Annotated in this window: 10 protein-coding genes; 7 read left to right on the top strand and 3 right to left on the bottom strand. The window is 67.8% G+C overall.

Features of this window, described 5'->3' with window-relative positions; all coding sequences use genetic code 11:
- The first annotated feature begins 11 nt into the window (after positions 1-11).
- From BST28156_RS06080 to BST28156_RS06065, 4 genes are all read left to right on the top strand, one after another.
- Positions 12-2,186, top strand: a complete 2,175-nt coding sequence (locus BST28156_RS06080; RefSeq protein WP_174901703.1) for a malate synthase G — start codon at positions 12-14, stop codon at positions 2,184-2,186.
- Positions 2,187-2,808: 622 nt separating this feature from the next.
- Entirely contained in the window at positions 2,809-4,374 is a 1,566-nt protein-coding gene (locus BST28156_RS06075) for a sensor domain-containing diguanylate cyclase (protein WP_060240368.1), read from the top strand.
- Positions 4,375-4,573: 199 nt separating this feature from the next.
- The gene (locus tag BST28156_RS06070; RefSeq protein ID WP_060240686.1) at positions 4,574-5,956 is read left to right on the top strand and encodes a cache domain-containing protein; all 1,383 of its coding nucleotides are present in this window, start codon (positions 4,574-4,576) and stop codon (positions 5,954-5,956) included.
- A gap of 31 nt (positions 5,957-5,987) precedes the next feature.
- Entirely contained in the window at positions 5,988-6,632 is a 645-nt protein-coding gene (locus tag BST28156_RS06065; RefSeq protein ID WP_060240366.1) for a response regulator, read from the top strand.
- Between the two features lie 66 nt (positions 6,633-6,698).
- Here BST28156_RS06065 and BST28156_RS06060 read toward each other — a convergent pair whose 3' ends face one another.
- Entirely contained in the window at positions 6,699-8,222 is a 1,524-nt protein-coding gene (locus BST28156_RS06060) for an MFS transporter (protein ID WP_174901702.1), read from the bottom strand.
- Positions 8,223-8,365: 143 nt separating this feature from the next.
- Between BST28156_RS06060 and BST28156_RS06055 the strand changes: the two genes are divergently transcribed.
- A complete protein-coding gene (locus BST28156_RS06055; protein ID WP_060240362.1) occupies positions 8,366-9,013 on the top strand; it encodes a TetR/AcrR family transcriptional regulator in 648 nt (215 codons plus the stop codon).
- A gap of 81 nt (positions 9,014-9,094) precedes the next feature.
- On the opposite strand, the gene BST28156_RS06050 is transcribed toward BST28156_RS06055, so the two are convergent.
- Entirely contained in the window at positions 9,095-9,691 is a 597-nt protein-coding gene (locus tag BST28156_RS06050) for an MlaC/ttg2D family ABC transporter substrate-binding protein (RefSeq protein ID WP_060240360.1), read from the bottom strand.
- 316 nt (positions 9,692-10,007) lie between these two features.
- On the opposite strand from BST28156_RS06050, the gene hpnN reads away from it, so the two are divergent.
- Complete coding sequence (hpnN, locus tag BST28156_RS06045; protein ID WP_174901701.1) at positions 10,008-12,641, top strand: hopanoid transporter HpnN; 2,634 nt, start codon at positions 10,008-10,010, stop codon at positions 12,639-12,641.
- The gene (locus BST28156_RS06040; RefSeq protein WP_174901700.1) at positions 12,634-13,635 is read left to right on the top strand and encodes an MlaA family lipoprotein; all 1,002 of its coding nucleotides are present in this window, start codon (positions 12,634-12,636) and stop codon (positions 13,633-13,635) included. Before hpnN ends, BST28156_RS06040 begins: the two co-directional genes overlap by 8 nt.
- A 29-nt stretch (positions 13,636-13,664) precedes the next feature.
- Here the strand turns inward: BST28156_RS06040 and tssM are convergent, their stop codons facing one another.
- Complete coding sequence (gene tssM, locus BST28156_RS06035; RefSeq protein ID WP_174901699.1) at positions 13,665-17,618, bottom strand: type VI secretion system membrane subunit TssM; 3,954 nt, start codon at positions 17,616-17,618, stop codon at positions 13,665-13,667.
- Between the last annotated feature and the right edge of the window lie 14 nt (positions 17,619-17,632).

Genomic DNA, 17,632 nt, shown 5'->3' with positions numbered 1-17,632 from the left:
GAGGATTGACGATGATCGACCAAGAAGGACTGCAAGTCGCACCCGCGCTGAGCCAGTTCATCGAAAACGAAGCGCTGCCGGGCACCGGCATCGACAAGGCCGCGTTCTGGCGCGGTTTCTCGGCGCTGGTGCACGACCTCGCGCCGCGCAACCGCGAACTGCTCGCCGAACGCGACCGCCTGCAGCAGGAACTCGATACGTGGCACCGCGCGCACCCCGGCCCGGTGCGCGACCTCGCCGCGTATCGCGCGTTCCTCGAAGGGATCGGCTATCTCGTGCCGACGCCGTCGAACGTCGCGGCAGCCACCGCGAACGTCGACAGCGAAATCGCGACGCAGGCCGGCCCGCAGCTCGTCGTGCCGCTGTCGAACGCGCGCTATGCGCTGAACGCCGCGAACGCGCGCTGGGGCAGCCTGTACGACGCGCTGTACGGCACCGACGCGCTGCCGGAAGACGGCGGCGCCGAACGCACCGCGACCTACAACCCGACGCGCGGCCAGCGCGTGATCGACTATGCGCGCAACGTGCTCGACAACGCGGCGCCGCTCGCCGGCGCGTCGCACCGCGACGCGCTGCGCTACCGCGTGCAGGACGGCCAGCTCGCCGTCGAGACCGGCAAGGGCGTCGTGCACCTCGCGCAGCCGGCGCAGTTCGTCGGCTACCAGGGCGCGGCCGGCGCGCCGTCCGCGATCCTGCTGAAGCACAACGGCCTGCACCTCGAGATCCAGATCGACGCGTCGACGCCGATCGGCCGTGCGGATCTCGCAAACGTGAAGGACGTCGTGCTTGAAGCGGCGGTCAGCACGATCATCGACTGCGAGGACTCGGTCGCGGCCGTCGACGCCGACGACAAGGTCCAGCTCTACCGCAACTGGCTCGGCCTGATGCAGGGCACGCTGGTCGAGGAGGTCGCGAAGGGCGGCAAGACCTTCACGCGCCGCCTGAACGCCGACCGCGAGTACACCACGCCCGCCGGCGGCACGCTGACGCTGCACGGCCGCTCGCTGCTGTTCGTGCGCAACGTCGGCCACCTGATGACCAACGGCGCGGTGCTCGACCGCGACGGCATCGAGATTCCGGAAGGGATCCTCGACGGCGTCGTCACGACGCTGTGCGCGCTGCACGACCTGAAGGCGAAGCGCAACTCGCGCACCGGCTCGATCTACATCGTGAAGCCGAAGATGCACGGCCCGGTCGAGGTCGCGTTCGCCGATACGCTGTTCGCGCGCATCGAGGATCTGTACGAGCTGCCGCGCAACACGCTGAAGATGGGCATCATGGACGAGGAGCGCCGCACCAGCGTGAACCTCGCCGCATGCATCGCCGCCGCGGCCTCGCGCGTCGCGTTCATCAACACGGGCTTCCTTGACCGCACCGGCGACGAGATGCACACCGCGATGGAAGCGGGCCCGATGATCCGCAAGGGCGACATGAAGTCGTCGGCGTGGATCGCCGCGTACGAGCGCAACAACGTGCTCGCGGGCCTGTCGGCCGGCCTGCGCGGCCGCGCGCAGATCGGCAAGGGCATGTGGGCGATGCCGGACCTGATGCATGCGATGCTCGAACAGAAGATCGCGCATCCGCGCGCCGGCGCGAACACCGCGTGGGTGCCGTCGCCGACCGCCGCGACGCTGCACGCGCTGCACTACCATCTCGTCGACGTGCAGGCCGTCCAGCAGGAACTCGAAAAGATCCCGTACGCGAACGAGCGCGACGCGCTGCTCGAAGGCCTGCTGACCGTGCCGGTCGTCGAGCGCGCCGAATGGAGCGACGCCGAGATCCTGAGCGAGGTCGAGAACAACGCACAGGGCATCCTCGGCTACGTCGTGCGCTGGGTCGAACAGGGCGTCGGCTGCTCGAAGGTGCCCGACATCCACGACGTCGGCCTGATGGAAGACCGCGCGACGCTGCGCATCTCGAGCCAGCACATCGCGAACTGGCTGCGCCACGGCGTGATCACCGAGGCGTTCGTGCTCGACGTGTTCAAGCGGATGGCGCGCGTCGTCGACCAGCAGAACGCGGGCGACCCGAACTATCGTCCGATGGCGCCCGCCTACGACCAGTCGACCGCGTTCAAGGCCGCGTGCGCGCTCGCGCTGCAGGGTACGTCGCAGCCGAGCGGCTATACCGAGCCGCTGCTGCACCGGTTCCGGCTCGCGTTCAAGGCGCAGCAGCACGGCGCGTAAGCGGGCGAAAGCCCGGACGCCGGACGCCGGATGCCGGAAGCCCGGACGCCGGCTTCATGAAAACGGGTGGCCCTGACGGCCGCCCGTTTTTTTCATTGATATTCGCGCCGGTACGGCGATTGAAAAGAATAATCGGCGCATATCGGCCGATTTCGTTTTGCGTTTCAATCCGCCCTTAAAGCGCGCGTGCAAACCGCGTCGATTCACCGTTTGCCCCGCAATCCCGCAAACCCTTGCACGACAACGCGCCGCGCATTATCCGCAAGGGCTGTATTGCCCGCAAATTGATCCACATCAACGATCCGGCGCATTTTTCGCGTGCGCCGGCATGCGCGTTATACTCGCTCCAGCGTGCGCCGCCCCGCCGATTACCGGATCACTGAATCACAACGGCGGTTGTCACCGAATGCAGGATTTGTCGGCTCGTCGCATCGGCGAATGGCGATAATCGGCGCCCGCGTGCGCCATTGACGAGGAGAACGGTGCCGAAACACGCGCGGCGTCCGCCGGGGGGCCGCTGTCGATGCATGCATGGCTGCGCGCCGGGTCGCGGTCCATACTTCATACAAACAACCGGATCGCTCCGCCACGCACGGCGGCGATGCCCCACGATCGATCGGCCATGGCAGAAACCGACTACACGATGCTCAGCGAGTCCGGCCCGGCGAGCCGCGTCGCCGCGCATCTGCGCCGGCTGCTGCTGCCCCACCTGATCTTCTATTCCGGGCTGCTGATCGGGCTGCTCCTGCTGCTGCTGTGCGCGATCGTGCTTTACGAAGGCCGCGTCGACGCGCGCGACCGCGCGCGCACCACGCAGCAGAACCTCGCGCTGATGGCGTCGTGGGACATCGAGCGCAACATCGAGATCTATTCGCTGTCGCTGCAGGCCGTGGTCGAGGGCGAGAACGACCCCGCGGTCGCCGCGCTGCCGATGCCGCTGCGCCGCCAGGTGCTGTTCGACCGCGCGACGACGGCCCGCTACCTCGGCGGCATCTACGTGCTCGACGCGAACGGCAATATTGCGGTCGACGGCAAGAGCGACGTGCCGCGCAAGGCCAATTTCGCGAACGAACCCTACTTCACCGTGCACCGCGATCACCCCGACGTCGGGCTGTACGTCAGCGATCCGTACCGGTCGAGGCTGCGCGGCGGCTCGCCGAGCATCGCACTCAGCCGGCGCATCACGCGGCCCGACGGCTCGTTCGGCGGCGTCGCCGTGATGTCGATCCGGCTCGAATACTTCCAGAACCTGTTCTCGCGACTGTCGCTCGGCGATCGCGGCTCGATGTCGCTGATCGGCACGAACGGCGTGATGTTCATGCGCCAGCCCTACGACCCGAAGATCGTCGGCCGCAACATCAGCAAGGCCAGCACGTTCCGGCAGTTCATGCGCGCGAGCGAGGGCAGCTTCTTCGACACCGCGTCGATCGACGGCGTGCGGCGCCTGTATGTATTCCGGCACCTGGCGAACCTGCCGCTGATCATCATGGTCGCCGAGGCCGAATCGAACCTCTATGCCGCGTGGTACGACCGCGCGATTCCGATCGGCTCGGCGATGGCCGTGCTCGCGCTCGGCTTCGTCGCGCTGTCGCTGCTGCTCGACGTGCAGCTGCGCAAGCGTCATCGCGCGGAAACCGAGCTGCAGGCGCTCGCGCGCACGGACGGGCTCACCGGCCTCGACAACCGCCGCATGCTCGACGTCACGCTCGCGCGCGAATGGCGCCGCGCCGCGCGCTCGCAGCACGCGCTGTCGCTGCTGTTCGTCGACGTCGATCACTTCAAGCGCTACAACGACACGCAGGGCCATCAGGCCGGCGACGACGCGCTGGCCGCGGTCGGCCACTGCATCGTCGGCTGCCTGCGCCGTCCGGCGGACTATGCGGCCCGCTACGGCGGCGAGGAGTTCGTCGTGATCCTGCCCGACATCGACACGAGCGGCGCGGTGGCGATCGCCGAGACGATCCGCACGAGCATCCTCGACCTCGGCATCCGGCACGACGCCAGCTCGTTCGGCTGCCTGACCGCGAGCATCGGCGTGACGACCTGCTACCCGGAGCGGGACGACAGCATCCAGGCCGCGCTGAAGCTCGCCGACGACGCGCTGTATCGCGCGAAGGAAGCCGGGCGCAACCGCGTCGTCGTGCAGAGCGTGCATACCTCGGTGCGGCTCGAACCGCGCCGCGCGTGACGACGACGGCTTCGCGCGACGGCCGCTTCACGACGGTTTGCCGGTGCGACGGGCATCGCGCCATGTCGCGCGCGGCCGGTTGCGAAGCGCGGCGATGCCCGCGCGCAAAATCGCCGACAATACCGGCTCGATTCGCCGGCCCGCGCCGGATGCAAGTGCTTCCGACCGGCGCCGGTTCGCGCGGCCGCGCCGCCTCATCATGAAACTCAAGGCCAAGATCTTCCTCCTCGCCATCGTGCCGTTCCTGCTCGCGATCGCCGGGATCGGCTTCGGCGTGCGCCAGCAGGCGACCTCGCTCGCCCGCACGCAGCACGCGACGATCCAGGCCGCCTATCTGTCGAGCAAGGAAGTCGAGCTGAAGCACTACGTCGAACTCGCGACCAGCGCGATCATGCCGCTCTACGACGCGAGCGGCCGCAACGCGCGCGACGACGCGATGCTGCGCACGCAGGCGCTCGCGATGCTGCAGAAGATGGATTTCGGGCCCGACGGCTATTTCTTCGTGTACGACCTGCACGGCAATGCGCTGATGCATCCGCGCGAGCCCGAGCGCGTCGGTCACAACTACTGGTCGATGCGCGACCCGCAGGGCGCGTTGACGATCCAGCAGCTGATCGGCGCGGCGACGCACGGCGGCGGCTACGTGCGCTACGTGTGGCAGCGGCCGTCGACGGGCCGGCCCGCGCCGAAGCTCGGCTATGTCGTCGCGCTCGAACGCTGGGGCTGGATGGTCGGCACCGGCATCTATCTCGACGACGTCGATACCGCGCTGCAGCGCATCGACGCGCGCGCGTCCGCGAACATCGAGCGCACGATGAGCTGGCTCACCGCGATCGCGCTCGCGGGTGCGGCGGCGATCGCCGTCTGTGCGCTGGTGCTGAACGTCAGCGAATCGCGCAGCGCCGACGCGAAGCTCAAGCAGCTCGCGCAGCGCGTCGTGGAATCGCAGGAACAGGAGCGTGCGCGGCTATCGCGCGAGCTGCACGACGGGATCAGCCAGATGATGGTGTCGGCGAAGCTGATGCTCGAATCGGCGCTCGCCCGCTTCGAGCGCGGCGCGGCGCGCATGCCCGAGGCCGAGCAGGCGCTCGCGTCGGGCGTGGTGCGGCTCGGCGACACGCTGCGCGAGGTGCGGCGCATCTCGCACGCGCTGCGTCCCGCGATGCTCGACGACCTCGGCCTCGCGGCCGCGCTCGAGCAGTTGATCCGCGAGTTCGGCGCGCAAAGCGGCATCGACATCGGCTATACGCAGGTCGCGCACAGCGGCGCACGGCCGCTGCCCGCGGCCGTCAACACCGCGCTGTTCCGGATCGCGCAGGAAGCGCTCAGCAACATCGTGCATCATGCGCAGGCGTCGCGCGCGGCCGTCACGCTCGACGTCGGCGCGCAGGCCGTCACACTGACGATCGCCGACAACGGCTGCGGCTTCGACGCCGAGCGTTCGCAGGCCGACGCGCGCGGCGGCATCGGCCTGCGCAACATGCGCGAGCGCCTCGACGCGCTCGGCGGCAGGCTGACGATCGCGTCGCAGGTCGGCCATACCATCGTGACCGCGCGCGTGCCGCTGCCGAGCGCCGCGTAACGACGCCCCCATACCAGGAGACCTTTGACCCATGAGCGCCCCCGACACCGCCCGGACCGCCGCCCGCCTGCTGCTCGTCGACGATCATCCGCTGGTCCGCGACGGGCTGCGGATGCGGCTCGAAGCAGCCGACCTGTCGGTGGTCGGCGAGGCCGGCAACGCCGACGAGGCGCTCGCGCTGGCCGCGTCGCTCGAACCCGATCTCGCGCTGATGGACGTCGGGATGAACGGGATGAACGGCATCACGCTCGCCGGCGTGTTCCACGACCGGTTTCCCGCGATCCGCGTGCTGATGCTGTCGATGCACGACAACGTCGAATATGTGACGCAGGCCGTGCGCGCCGGGGCGAGCGGCTATCTGCTGAAGGATTCGCCGGCCAGCGAGATCGTCCGCGCGATCGGCGCGGTGCTGGCCGGCCAGACGTTCTTCAGCGAAGGGCTGGCCGCGCGGATGATCCAGGCGAGCGCGGCCGCGTCGCCGCTCGAGCGCCTGACGCCGCGCGAACGCGACATCCTCGAGGCGCTGGCCGAAGGGCTGTCGAGCAAGCAGATCGCGCAGCAGACGGGGCTGTCGGTGCGCACCGTCGAGACGCACCGGCTCAACCTGAAGCGCAAGCTCGAGATCGAGGGGCAGGCCGAGCTGATCAAGTTCGCGGTCGAGCATCGGCGGCGCTAGGCGCGCCGCCCCGCCACCGCGATCGCGCGCGGCAGCGGCATGCGCCGGCCGGCGCCGCGCGCCACGTCATTCCGGCCGGGAGGAGGCCGGGCCCAGCGCCGCGCCGACGCCTGTCCGCACCGCGCTTTCCCGCTGCATCAGCAGCATCGCCGCCACCGCGATGCAAAGGATCCCCGAGCATCCCGCCGCGATCGAAAATCCGTGCGACATCGCATCCCGATACGCGCCGAGCATCTGCGGCCGGCCCGCCGGGAACAGATGCGCATGCACCGCCTGCCGCGCCAGCGTCGCGGCGTCGGTCGCGCCGGCCGCCTGCATTGCCGCCGTCATCCGCTGCACGGCGCCAACGCTCATCGCGCTGCCGAGCACCGCGATGCCGAGGCTCATCCCGGCCTGCCGCAGCGCGTTCATCGTCGCCGAGGCCATCCCCGCGCGCTCGGCAGGCGCCCGGTCCATCACGGTCATGCCGGTCGCGGGCACCGCGAGTCCCATGCCGATGCCGAGCAGCGCCAGCGCGATGCCGACCGGCAGATAATGCGTCCGTGCGCCGAATCCGGCCATCGCCGCAAGCACGACGCCGATCAGCGCGTAGCCGACCACCATCAGCCGGTGCAGCGGAATGCGCGCCGCGATACGTCCGAACAGCAGCGACGTGAGCGCCGTCATCACGAACTGCGGCATCAGCTGCCAGCCGGCCTCGGCGGGCGCTCGCCCCTGCGCCTGCTGCAGGAACAGCGACAGGAAGAACAGGCTGCTGTAGCCCGAGAAGCCGAGCGCGAACGATGCGAGATTGGCGCGCGCCAGCCGCCGGTCGCGAAACAGCCAGACCGGCAGCAGCGGCCGCGCGACGCGCGCTTCGACGCGGACGAAGGCAACGAACGCCAGTGCGGCGACCGCGAGCGTCGCCAGCACCTCGACGCGCGACGTGCCGGCTTCGCCTAGGCCGATCAACCCGTAAGTCAGCAGCCCGAGCCAGATCACGCTCAGCGCCTGCCCGATCGGATCGAACGCGGCATGCTCGGGATGGCGGCGCTCCGGAATCCCCCACGCGCCAAGCAGCACGGCCGCGAAGCCGATCGGTACGTTGACCAGGAAGATGTTCTGCCAGCCGCCATGCTCGACGAGCAGGCCGCCCAGCAACGGCCCGACGATCAACGCGAGCGCGCTGAAGGCGGACCACGCGCCGATCACGCGGGCGCGTTCACGCGCGTCGGGAAACGCATGCGTGAGGATCGGCATCGCGCCGGGAATCAGCAGTGCGCCCGCGAGCCCCTGGATCGCCCGGCCGGCCAGCAGCGGCTCGATGCTCCCCGCACACGCGCACACCACCGATCCGGCCGTAAACAGGATCACGCTGCCGAGCCATACGCGCCGGTGCCCGTAACGATCGCCGAGCGGCCCGGCCGACAGCATGAACGCCGACAGCGCCAGCGCATACGCGTTGACGACCCACTGCAGGCCCCCGATGTCGGTGTCGAGCGCCGTCTGCAAGGTCGGCAGCGCGACGTTGACGATGCTGATGTCCAGCGTGGCGAGGAAGGTCCCGAGACAGGCGGCCAGAACGAGCGCGGCGCGACGATAGCGGTGCATGACGATCGGCCCGCGAGGGACGGAAAATGAGAATGGTTCTCATCTTACATATCGACTGACCGTCGGTCAATGGAGCACATTGGCCGCGGCGGCGGGGCTGGCCTAAACTGCGGGCTCTGCATGAACAGGCATTGAGCCGCGCAATGACGGACAGGACAAGGACAGCGAAAGACGACGCACCGGCGGTCAGGACGCCGCGCACCAAGCCGGCCGAGGTCCGCCTCGACGAGTTGATGGCCGCTGCCGAAAAGCTGTTTCTGGCGCAGGGGGTGGAGGCGACCACGATCAGCGAGATCGTCGAGCATGCGCAGGTCGCGAAGGGCACCTTCTATCACTACTTCGATTCGAAGGCCGACATGCTGGCCGCGCTCGCGCAGCGCTATACGGCGTCGTTCCTCGAGCGCCTGCGGCAAGCGGTCGACGCGTGCGACGCCGACGACTGGCTGGGCCGCCTGCGCGCGTGGATCCGCGCCAGCATCGACACCTACGCGGCGACCTACCGCACGCACGACATCGTCTACACGAACCACCATCACCACGACCGCGCGAATCCCGACCGAAACGCGATCCTCGACCAGCTCGGCGCGATTCTCGAAGGCGGCGCGCAGGCGGGTGCGTGGCGGCTCGCGCATCCGCAGGTCACGGCGCTGCTGATCTACGCCGGCGTGCATGGCGCGACCGATCACCTCATCGCGGCGCCCCAAACCGATCGCCACGCGTTCGTCGAGGCCGTCGTCGGCGACTGCCTGCGGATGCTCGGCATCGAGGCCCCGGCGCGCCGCCGCGCGTAACGCGCTTGTCCGGCTCCCCAAAAAGAAAAAGACGCCGTCGGGCGTCTTCTCCTTCTCGGCATCGGTAAAACCGCCCGGCGCTCAGTTCGTCCGCGCGTTGTGCTTCTGCAGGTAGGCGATCAGCCCGTCGATCCCGCCCGATGCGAGCTGGCTCTTGAACTGGCCCTGATAGACCTGGATCAGCCACGCGCCCGACATGTCGATGTCGTAGATCTTCCAGTCGCTGCCGACCTTGCCCAGACGATAGCCGACCGACTGGCTGTCGCCCGGCGTCGTCACCGTCGACTGCACGAGCGCGTCCGCGCCCGACGCGCCGCCGGCCTTGAACGAGAACTTCGCGTCCTGGTTGCCGAGCTGCGCGAGCGACGCCGCGTAGGTGCGCGTCATCAGCAGCCGGAACTGCTTGTACAGCTCCTGCTGCTGTTGCGGGGTCGCCTGCTTCCACGCGTCGCCGACCGCGATGCGGGTCGTGCGCTCGAAGTTCGTCGCGGGCAGGAAGCGCTGCTCGACGACCTGCGTGACCTTCGCCATGTCGCCGCCGCGCGCGGCCGGATCGGCCTTCATCGCATTGACGGTGCCCTCGACCGCATTGCGGACGATGTCGACCGGCGCGCTCTGCGCGAAAGCGGAAACCGACACGGCGGCCGCCGCGACGAAAGCAAACAGATGACGTTTCATACGGATATCGCACTCGATGAGAAAAAACGGCCGACTCATTGCGCCGGCTGATGCAGCAAAGTATACCGGGCCTGACGGCGGGCTGGCGCGCGGTGACCGACTGTTACCTTTGCACCCCTTTTGTCACAGCGGTCGCCGTGCGGCAATTCCGACGATTATGTAAATATCCCCATACAAAAACGGCCGCTACCGCATCGATTCCATCGCCGCGGCGCAATTCTCATTCCGGCCCCCGAATACCCGAACGTCGCGACTCTCGCCACGCTGCGCCGGTATACTTGGCTACTTTGCCCTTGCAGCCCCTCCCCACCGCCACATGGTGACATCTCTCATCGTCCGACTCGTCGCGTGGTCGGTGCGACGCCCCGTCTGGGTCGTCGTGCTGTCGCTCGTGATCGCCGCGTTCAGCGGCGTCTACGTTGCGCGTCACTTCCAGATCAACACCGACATCAGCAAGCTCGTCGACGCGGAGCCGCAGTGGGCCGCGCTCGGCCAGGCGGTCGACCGCGCGTTCCCGCAACGCAACGGCACGATCCTCGCGGTCGTCGAGGCGCCCGCGCCCGAATTTGCGAACGCCGCCGCGCAGGCGCTGACCGAGTCCCTGCAGAAACAGACCGACGCCGGCCGCATCGGCCAGGTCGCCGAGCCCGGCGGCGGCCCGTTCTTCGAGCACAACGGCTTGCTGTTCCTGTCGCCGCAGGAAGTCGCCGACACCACGTCGCAACTCGCCAGCGCGCGTCCGCTCGTCAACGAGCTCGCGAAGAACCCGAGCCTCACGGGGCTCGCGACGACGCTGTCGACGACGCTCGGCCAGCCGCTGCTGACCGGCCAGGTGAAACTGCCCGCGATGGCCAAGCTGCTCGCACGCAGCGCCGCAACCGTCGACGACGTGCTGGCCGGCCGGCCCGCCGCATTCTCGTGGCGCGCGCTGGTCGACAACGATGCCGCGCGACAGCCCGCGCGCGCGTTCGTCACCGTGCAGCCGGTCGTCAACTACGGCGCGCTGAAGGCCGGTGCGGAAACGAGCCAGGTGATCCGCGACGCGGCCCGCGCGCTCGACCTCGAGAAACGCTACGGCGCGGTCGTGCGCCTGACCGGCGAACAGCCGCTCGCCGACGACGAATTCGCGTCGGTCGAGGACGGCGCGGCGCTCAACGGCGTGCTCACGCTGCTCGTCGTGCTGGGCATCCTGTGGCTCGCGCTGCGCTCGAAGCGGATGATCGGCTCGGTGCTCGTCACGCTGTTCGTCGGCCTCGTCGTCACCGCGGCGCTGGGCCTCGCGATGGTCGGCTCGCTGAACATGATTTCGGTCGCGTTCATGGTGCTGTTCGTCGGCCTCGGCGTCGACTTCTCGATCCAGTACGGCGTCAAGTATCGCGAGGAACGCTTTCGCGACGCGCGCATCGATCACGCGCTGATCGGCGCCGCGCACTCGATGGGCATGCCGCTCGCGCTCGCGACCACCGCCGTCGCGGCGAGCTTCTTCTCGTTCATCCCGACCGCGTATCGCGGCGTGTCCGAGCTCGGCCTGATCGCCGGCGTCGGCATGTTCGTCGCGCTGCTGACCACGCTCACGCTGCTGCCGGCGCTGCTGCGCCTGTTCGCGCCGCCGGGCGAATCGAAGACGCCGGGCTTCCCGTGGCTCGCGCCGGTCGACGATTTCCTCGACCGTCATCGCAAGCCGATCCTGATCGGCACGCTCGCGGTCGTGATCGGCGCGTTGCCGCTGCTCACGTTCCTGCGCTTCGACTTCAACCCGCTGCACCTGAAGGACCCGCACAGCGAATCGATGGCGACGCTGCTCGCGCTGAAGGATTCGCCCGAGGCGGCCGTCAACGACGTCACGCTGCTCGCGCCGTCGCTCGCAGCAGCCGACGCGGCCGCGAAACGCCTCGACGCGCTGCCCGAAGTCGGCCGCACGACGACGCTGTCGACCTTCATTCCCGCCGACCAGCCGCAAAAGCGCGCGGCGATCGCCGCGGCCGCGAGCGAGTTGCTGCCTGCGCTGACGCAACCGGCCGCGCCGCCGGCCACCGACGCGCAACGGGTGGCCGCGCTCAAGCGCGTGTCGGACCTGCTCGGCTACGCGGCCGAGGACCATCCCGGCCCGGGCGCGGCCGCCGCGCAGCACCTGTCGCAATCGCTCGCGAAGCTCGCCGCCGCCGACAGCGCGACGCGCGACCGCGCGGAGCGCGCGTTCTCCGACACGCTGCGCATCGCGCTGAACCAGCTTGCGGCGCTGCTGCAGCCGCAGGACATCACGCGCGATTCGCTGCCGCCGCAGCTCGTGCGCGACTGGATCGCACCGGACGGCCATGCGCTCGTGCAGATTTCGCCGAAAGTGCCGAAGGGCGTCGACCCGAACGACGACACGATGCTGCGCCGTTTCGCGACGGCCGTGAAAACCGCCGAGCCGGGCGCGATCGGCGGGCCGATCTCGATCCTGCACTCGGCCGACACGATCATCAACGCGTTCCTGCATGCGGCGCTGTGGTCGATCCTCTCGATCACGATCCTGCTGTGGATCACGCTGCGCCGCTTCGGCGACGTGCTGCGCACGCTGGTGCCGCTGCTCGTGTCGGGCATCGTGACGCTCGAGATGTGCGTGGTGCTCGGCATGTCGCTGAACTTCGCGAACATCATCGCGCTGCCGCTGATGCTCGGCGTCGGCGTCGCGTTCAAGGTCTATTTCGTGATGGCGTGGCGCGCGGGACAAACCGGCCTGCTGCATTCGAGCCTCACGCACGCGGTGCTGTTCAGCGCCGCGACGACGGCGACCGCATTCGGCAGCCTGTGGCTGTCGCATCATCCGGGCACCTCCAGCATGGGCAAGCTGCTGGCGCTCGCGCTGACCTGCACGCTGATCGGCGCCGTGGTATTCCAGCCCGTTCTGATGGGCAAACCGCGCGTGAAGCGCGCGAAGAACCAATCGCAAGGAATCAATGAATAAGGTGCGAATCATCGCGGCGACGGTCGCCGCAAGCGCAATGCTGGCCGGTTGCGCGACGGGCCCCAACCGCAACCCGAACGACCCGCTCGAGCCGATGAACCGGACGATGTACAAGTTCAACGACGCCGTCGACTCCAACATCGCGGTGCCGATCGCGAAGGGTTACCAGAAGATCACGCCGACGCCCGTGCGCACCGCGATCAGCAACTTCTTCTCGAACCTCGGCGATCTCGGCAACATGGCGAACAACCTGTTGCAGCTGCGCATCACCGATGCGACGCAGGATCTGATGCGCGTCGCGATGAACTCGGTGTTCGGCGTCGGCGGCCTGATCGACATCGCGACGCCGGCCGGGCTGCCGAAGCATCACCAGGACTTCGGGCTGACGCTCGCGCGCTGGGGCGTGCCGTCGGGTCCGTACCTCGTGCTGCCGGTGTTCGGGCCGAGCACGTTCCGCGACGGCGTCGGCCGCGCGGTCGACGTGCGCTTCAACCTGCTCAACTACATCGAGCCGGCCGTGCGCAACCCGATGTACATCGCGCAGTTCATCAGCGCGCGTTCGGACCTGCTCGGCGCGACCGACCTGCTGAAGCAGGCTGCGCTCGATCCGTACTCGTTCGTCCGCGACGCGTACCTGCAGCAGCGCAAGTCGCTCACGTATCACGGCCAGTCGTCGGCCGGGCTGCCGAGCTACAGCGAGCCGGGCGAAGCGGGCGCGGTGCCGGGGGCGACGCCGGCCGCGCCGGGGCTGCCGAACTACGAGGATCCGGGCGAATCGGGCGGCGGAACGGGCGCCGCGCCCGGCAATGCGCCGGCTGCGCCGGGCCTGCCGCAGTACAACGATCCGGGTGCGGACACGGCGACGCCGGCCAGCGCACCCGCTGCTGCGTCGGCCACCGCACCGGCCGGCTCGACGACGGCGCCGGCCGCCAGCGGCGCCCCGATCGCGCCGGCCGTGCCGACCGTGCCGGCGAGCGGTCCGGCAGCGCAGTAAGGTCGGCGGCCTCGACGCTCGCTACTCTCTCAAAGCCCGCTGTCAGGCATTGCCGTCAACCTGCCGTGCGGCAATCCCGGCGGCGGGCCGCTATCCGGCAGGTTGAACATCGCCATCGTGCCAGGACAGCGGAACGTCGCCAGCACATCGGTCGTCAACGGGTTGGCAACACTTCCTGCGCTTGCGACGTCGAGCGCCGCTTCGCGACCGTCGAAGCTAAACACCACGCGCGTGCGGCCCGGTGTGGCCGTCTCGATTACGCGCCCCTTCCGAAGCAAGCGCATCAGCGCCCATGGTCCGTCCGCTGCGATTGTCGATGTGTCCGGCCGGATGCTCGGGCTCGCGACGAGCCGGGCGTAGACGCCACCACGCGGTCCCGGCCAGGTCACCGTAAAAGGCGCGACCGGGCCATGTCGATAACGCGTCGTCTGTCCGTCGATGTCGAGCGACAGGCTCATGATCGTCGGATCGAGTTCAGGGATGCGGATGTCGACCTTCCAGCTCGGCCGCTTGCGGTCAACATCGTTGAAGAAAATGTCGCGGATTGCCTTGGCATGCTCGAATGGCGCGAGGTCCGGCCCTTGAACGGGTTCGGTCGCGCCGGGCAGGGTCCGGTAGCGCCACGGTTTCGCGGCGGTATCGACGAACGGGGCTAGCGTTCTCGTGAAGAAGTCGTCGATCACGCCTCCGTGCGCAAACATCCGCGTGAAATCGTCGATGCCGACGTCGCGGCTGCTATCGGGCGAGAACGGGTAGTTGCCTTCGATCGTCGTTCGACAGGTATCCCCGACTGCGGCCTGCATCTGGCGCGACAGCAACTGGCCGATGCCCTGATTGATCCCGCGCGAGCCGTCGACGGCGAGTTGATGCAGCACTGCCCGCAACGGCGCGGGCATCGTATCGGCCATCATCTTGAGCTTCGCGGCGTGCTCGCTTTCCGGCGGCATGCTGTTGTTCAGCAGCGCATTGTCGGCAATCGCGAGCGCCGAGTAGTAGTCGTTCAACAGATCGGCGATTCCGTCCAGGGCCGTTCTTCCCGCCGGCGTTTCGACCGGCTGCGTATCCGAGCGTGTATCGGCATGGCCCGTCACGACTTCGCGCAACGCCGCGAAATGACGATCGACCCACTCGCGTTCAAGCTGTTCCGATGCACGAGGCCCCAGTATCGTCTCGGCTTTCTGGTTGATCGTGTCGGTTGCTTTTGCGAGGAAGGGGCCGTCCGGCTTCGCCATTGGCTGTGTCAGCGTCGTTTCGTTTACCGCCGCCCGGACCAGACGAGTCAGCGGTGAATCTGGCGCGGCGAGGGTTCGCAGTATCTTGAGGTTGAAGGCGAAACTCGTTCCGCTCACGACACGGATGTCGCTGAGGAACGCATCCCATTGTTGCGCATACTCGAGCAGGTACCGGCGCGTAACGGCTGCCAACAGGGCGTCGTCGTGCCGGTTCGGGACGCTCAATGTGCCAGCGGAATTTTTGCCAGAGTCGCCCGACGTTCGACGTCCCATTACCCAGGCGTCATCGTCGCTTGCCGCCCGAAGGAATTCAGGCAAGCGTTTGCTGAACACCGCCTGATAGCCTTCTCGCGTAAAGATTCCCGGCACGCCGCCGGATAAGGGCGCTCCGCTGAGGCGCGTAAACACCATGCCGGCCTGCGTTCCAACCATCCGCAGCAGCGAAAATTCGTCCGGCGCGTCGTTCCACATGGCCGCCTTGGCGCGCCGGTAAAGACGTTCAACCGGGTCGCTGCGGTCGAGAAAGACACGTGCCTGCCGAATCAAGGCATCGTTACGGGACAGTGGCGAGCGCACGACATGTCCCTCGGTAAACAGCCGCTGGACGTGGCCGATCATAGCGGCGCGTCCGCCGAATGCCGCCGCGCTGTCGTGCCGCGCCCAGTCGTCCAGCACCCACATCCTGATGTCGTTCGCGTTGAACCGCCCTCGGTCGTGGAGCATCAGGTACACGCGCAACGCGTCGTAAGCGGCTTGGGCATCGCCGATCGCCACGGCGCTAACGATCGCGTCCTCTATGCGGCGGACGATGTGCGGCAACACGGCCTGTTCCGACAGTGCCGCGTACACATGGCGGCTGCCGGACGCGATCGTCTCGAGGCGGGCGGTTGCAAAACGAAACGTACCGTCAGCATCGGTGGCGAGATGCGTCGCGTCATGCAGCAAATCTTTCGCATGGTCCAATATCATCGGCACACGTTCCGGATCGTCGGAAAAGTCGTTTCGTGCGAGTAACGCGGCGAGTGACCGTGCCTTTTGTCCCAGCGTTGCAAGAGATGTTCGCTCCGCAACGAAGCCGTTCCAAAGATTCGCGCATAATCCGGCGGCAATCAGCCACACGAGCGAGTGTCCCAGCCACCGCTGCAGTCGTGCCCGATGCTCACGATTCCGGTTCGGGATCGCGAGATGCCCTTCGCGAAACACGATCCCGGACCACAAATCACGCAGGAAGTAGCTGGTTTCGCCATGCGCCGGCCGAGGGTTCCTTCGTGTTGTGCCGGATGCGTCGATCATGCGTCGCAATAGCGTTCGACGTTCCGCAGCGACCGGATGATCACCCTGGGATGCACTCGTCAGGTAAACGCCTCGGAACATCGCACGTGGTTCGGTCGGGCCACCGTTGTGGTCCCTGGCGAACACGTGCTCGATCAGGTCGGCCAACGGGTTCACCAGTGCCGCAACCGATTCGGGCAACGCCGAAAGACGGCGCCGGCGGTCCATATCGGTTTCGTTGCGAAGCAGACCGGTGACACTATCGGCCAGACGCGTGGCAAGCAGATTCAGTTCCGTTCTGATCGCGTCGTTCATCCGCACCTGCAGGTCGGACCCGAGCGCCACGCCCAAAATCTGCGCACGCTGCGTTTCCCCGAGCGAAGCGAAATAGTCGACGAAACCCGGAAGCCGATCCATTTTCGTGACAACCAGCCAGACGGGAAACCCGGTGCCGAATTCGGCTTGCATCTCCTCGACGCGAGCCCGCAATGCGCGGCTCTCGGTCGTATGTGCGGCGGGATTCGCATGCGCCAACGCAGCGACGTCGATCGTCAACAGCACGCCATTCAGCGGCAGGCGGGGCCGGATACGGCGAAGCAGCCGAAGAAATCCCTGCCACTCCGCGGCATCGGACTGTCTGCGAACGGCGGCCATGTCGGGTGGTTGATTTTTCCGCTTGCCGCCGTTCGGCCCATCCGACGACGCCACCGGCAGCGAGTAGTGCGACGTGCCGTGTTGCACGTAGTGGCCCGCCGTATCGATCAGCACCGCCTCATTGGTCAGCCACCATCCCGGCAAGGCGCGCGCGTCATTGGGTGCAAGTGAATGCTGAAGACGTGCGTCGAGCGGAAAGGGCAAGCCCGAGTTGAGCAGCATCGCGGTCTTGCCCGAACCCCTCGGGCCCAGCACGACATACCAAGGCACATCGTAGAGATGTGCTGCGCCTCGAAACAGCCGAGCCAGCCCTCCGCCGGCCCCGCGGCCGGCTTTCAACTGCGCGATCGTTGCGCGGGCCATGTCTTCGATTTCCGCCAAGCGCGACGCAGCCAGCGGCCGTGCGCCGCGCTTGCCGAGTCGAAGCAATCGTCTGAGCCGGCCCGGATGCCGGCGCATTCGCCTCCACCATCGGATCGACATGACGGCGGCATAAACGGACACAACGGCGGTCATTGCCAGAATGCGGAACGTTACCGAAGCAAACAGTGGTTCGCCAGTCAGCGTCACCAGCGGAAACGCATGCCAGATCGCGAGACAGAGCAGCACGACGATCACGATGCTCGTCGTCCAGTCGATCAGCCACAGGACCCATGCGGCCAGTACCAAGGCGATCAACGTCAGCCGAATGTCGATCGACGCGAGCGGATTCAGTCCACCGAAACTCAGCAGTGGCCCTGCAAACCAGATCACGACGACGGCAGCGATCACCATCACGACCGCCCACAGATGACGCGAACTTGGAAACGAGAGAATCTTCTTCATGTGGACGGTGGATC

Origin of the sequence: Burkholderia pseudomultivorans (assembly GCF_902499075.1) — a bacterium.
Lineage (GTDB): Bacteria > Pseudomonadota > Gammaproteobacteria > Burkholderiales > Burkholderiaceae > Burkholderia > Burkholderia pseudomultivorans.
Note: the sequence above shows the minus strand (reverse complement) of the source record. Positions and strands in the feature narration are given on the sequence as shown.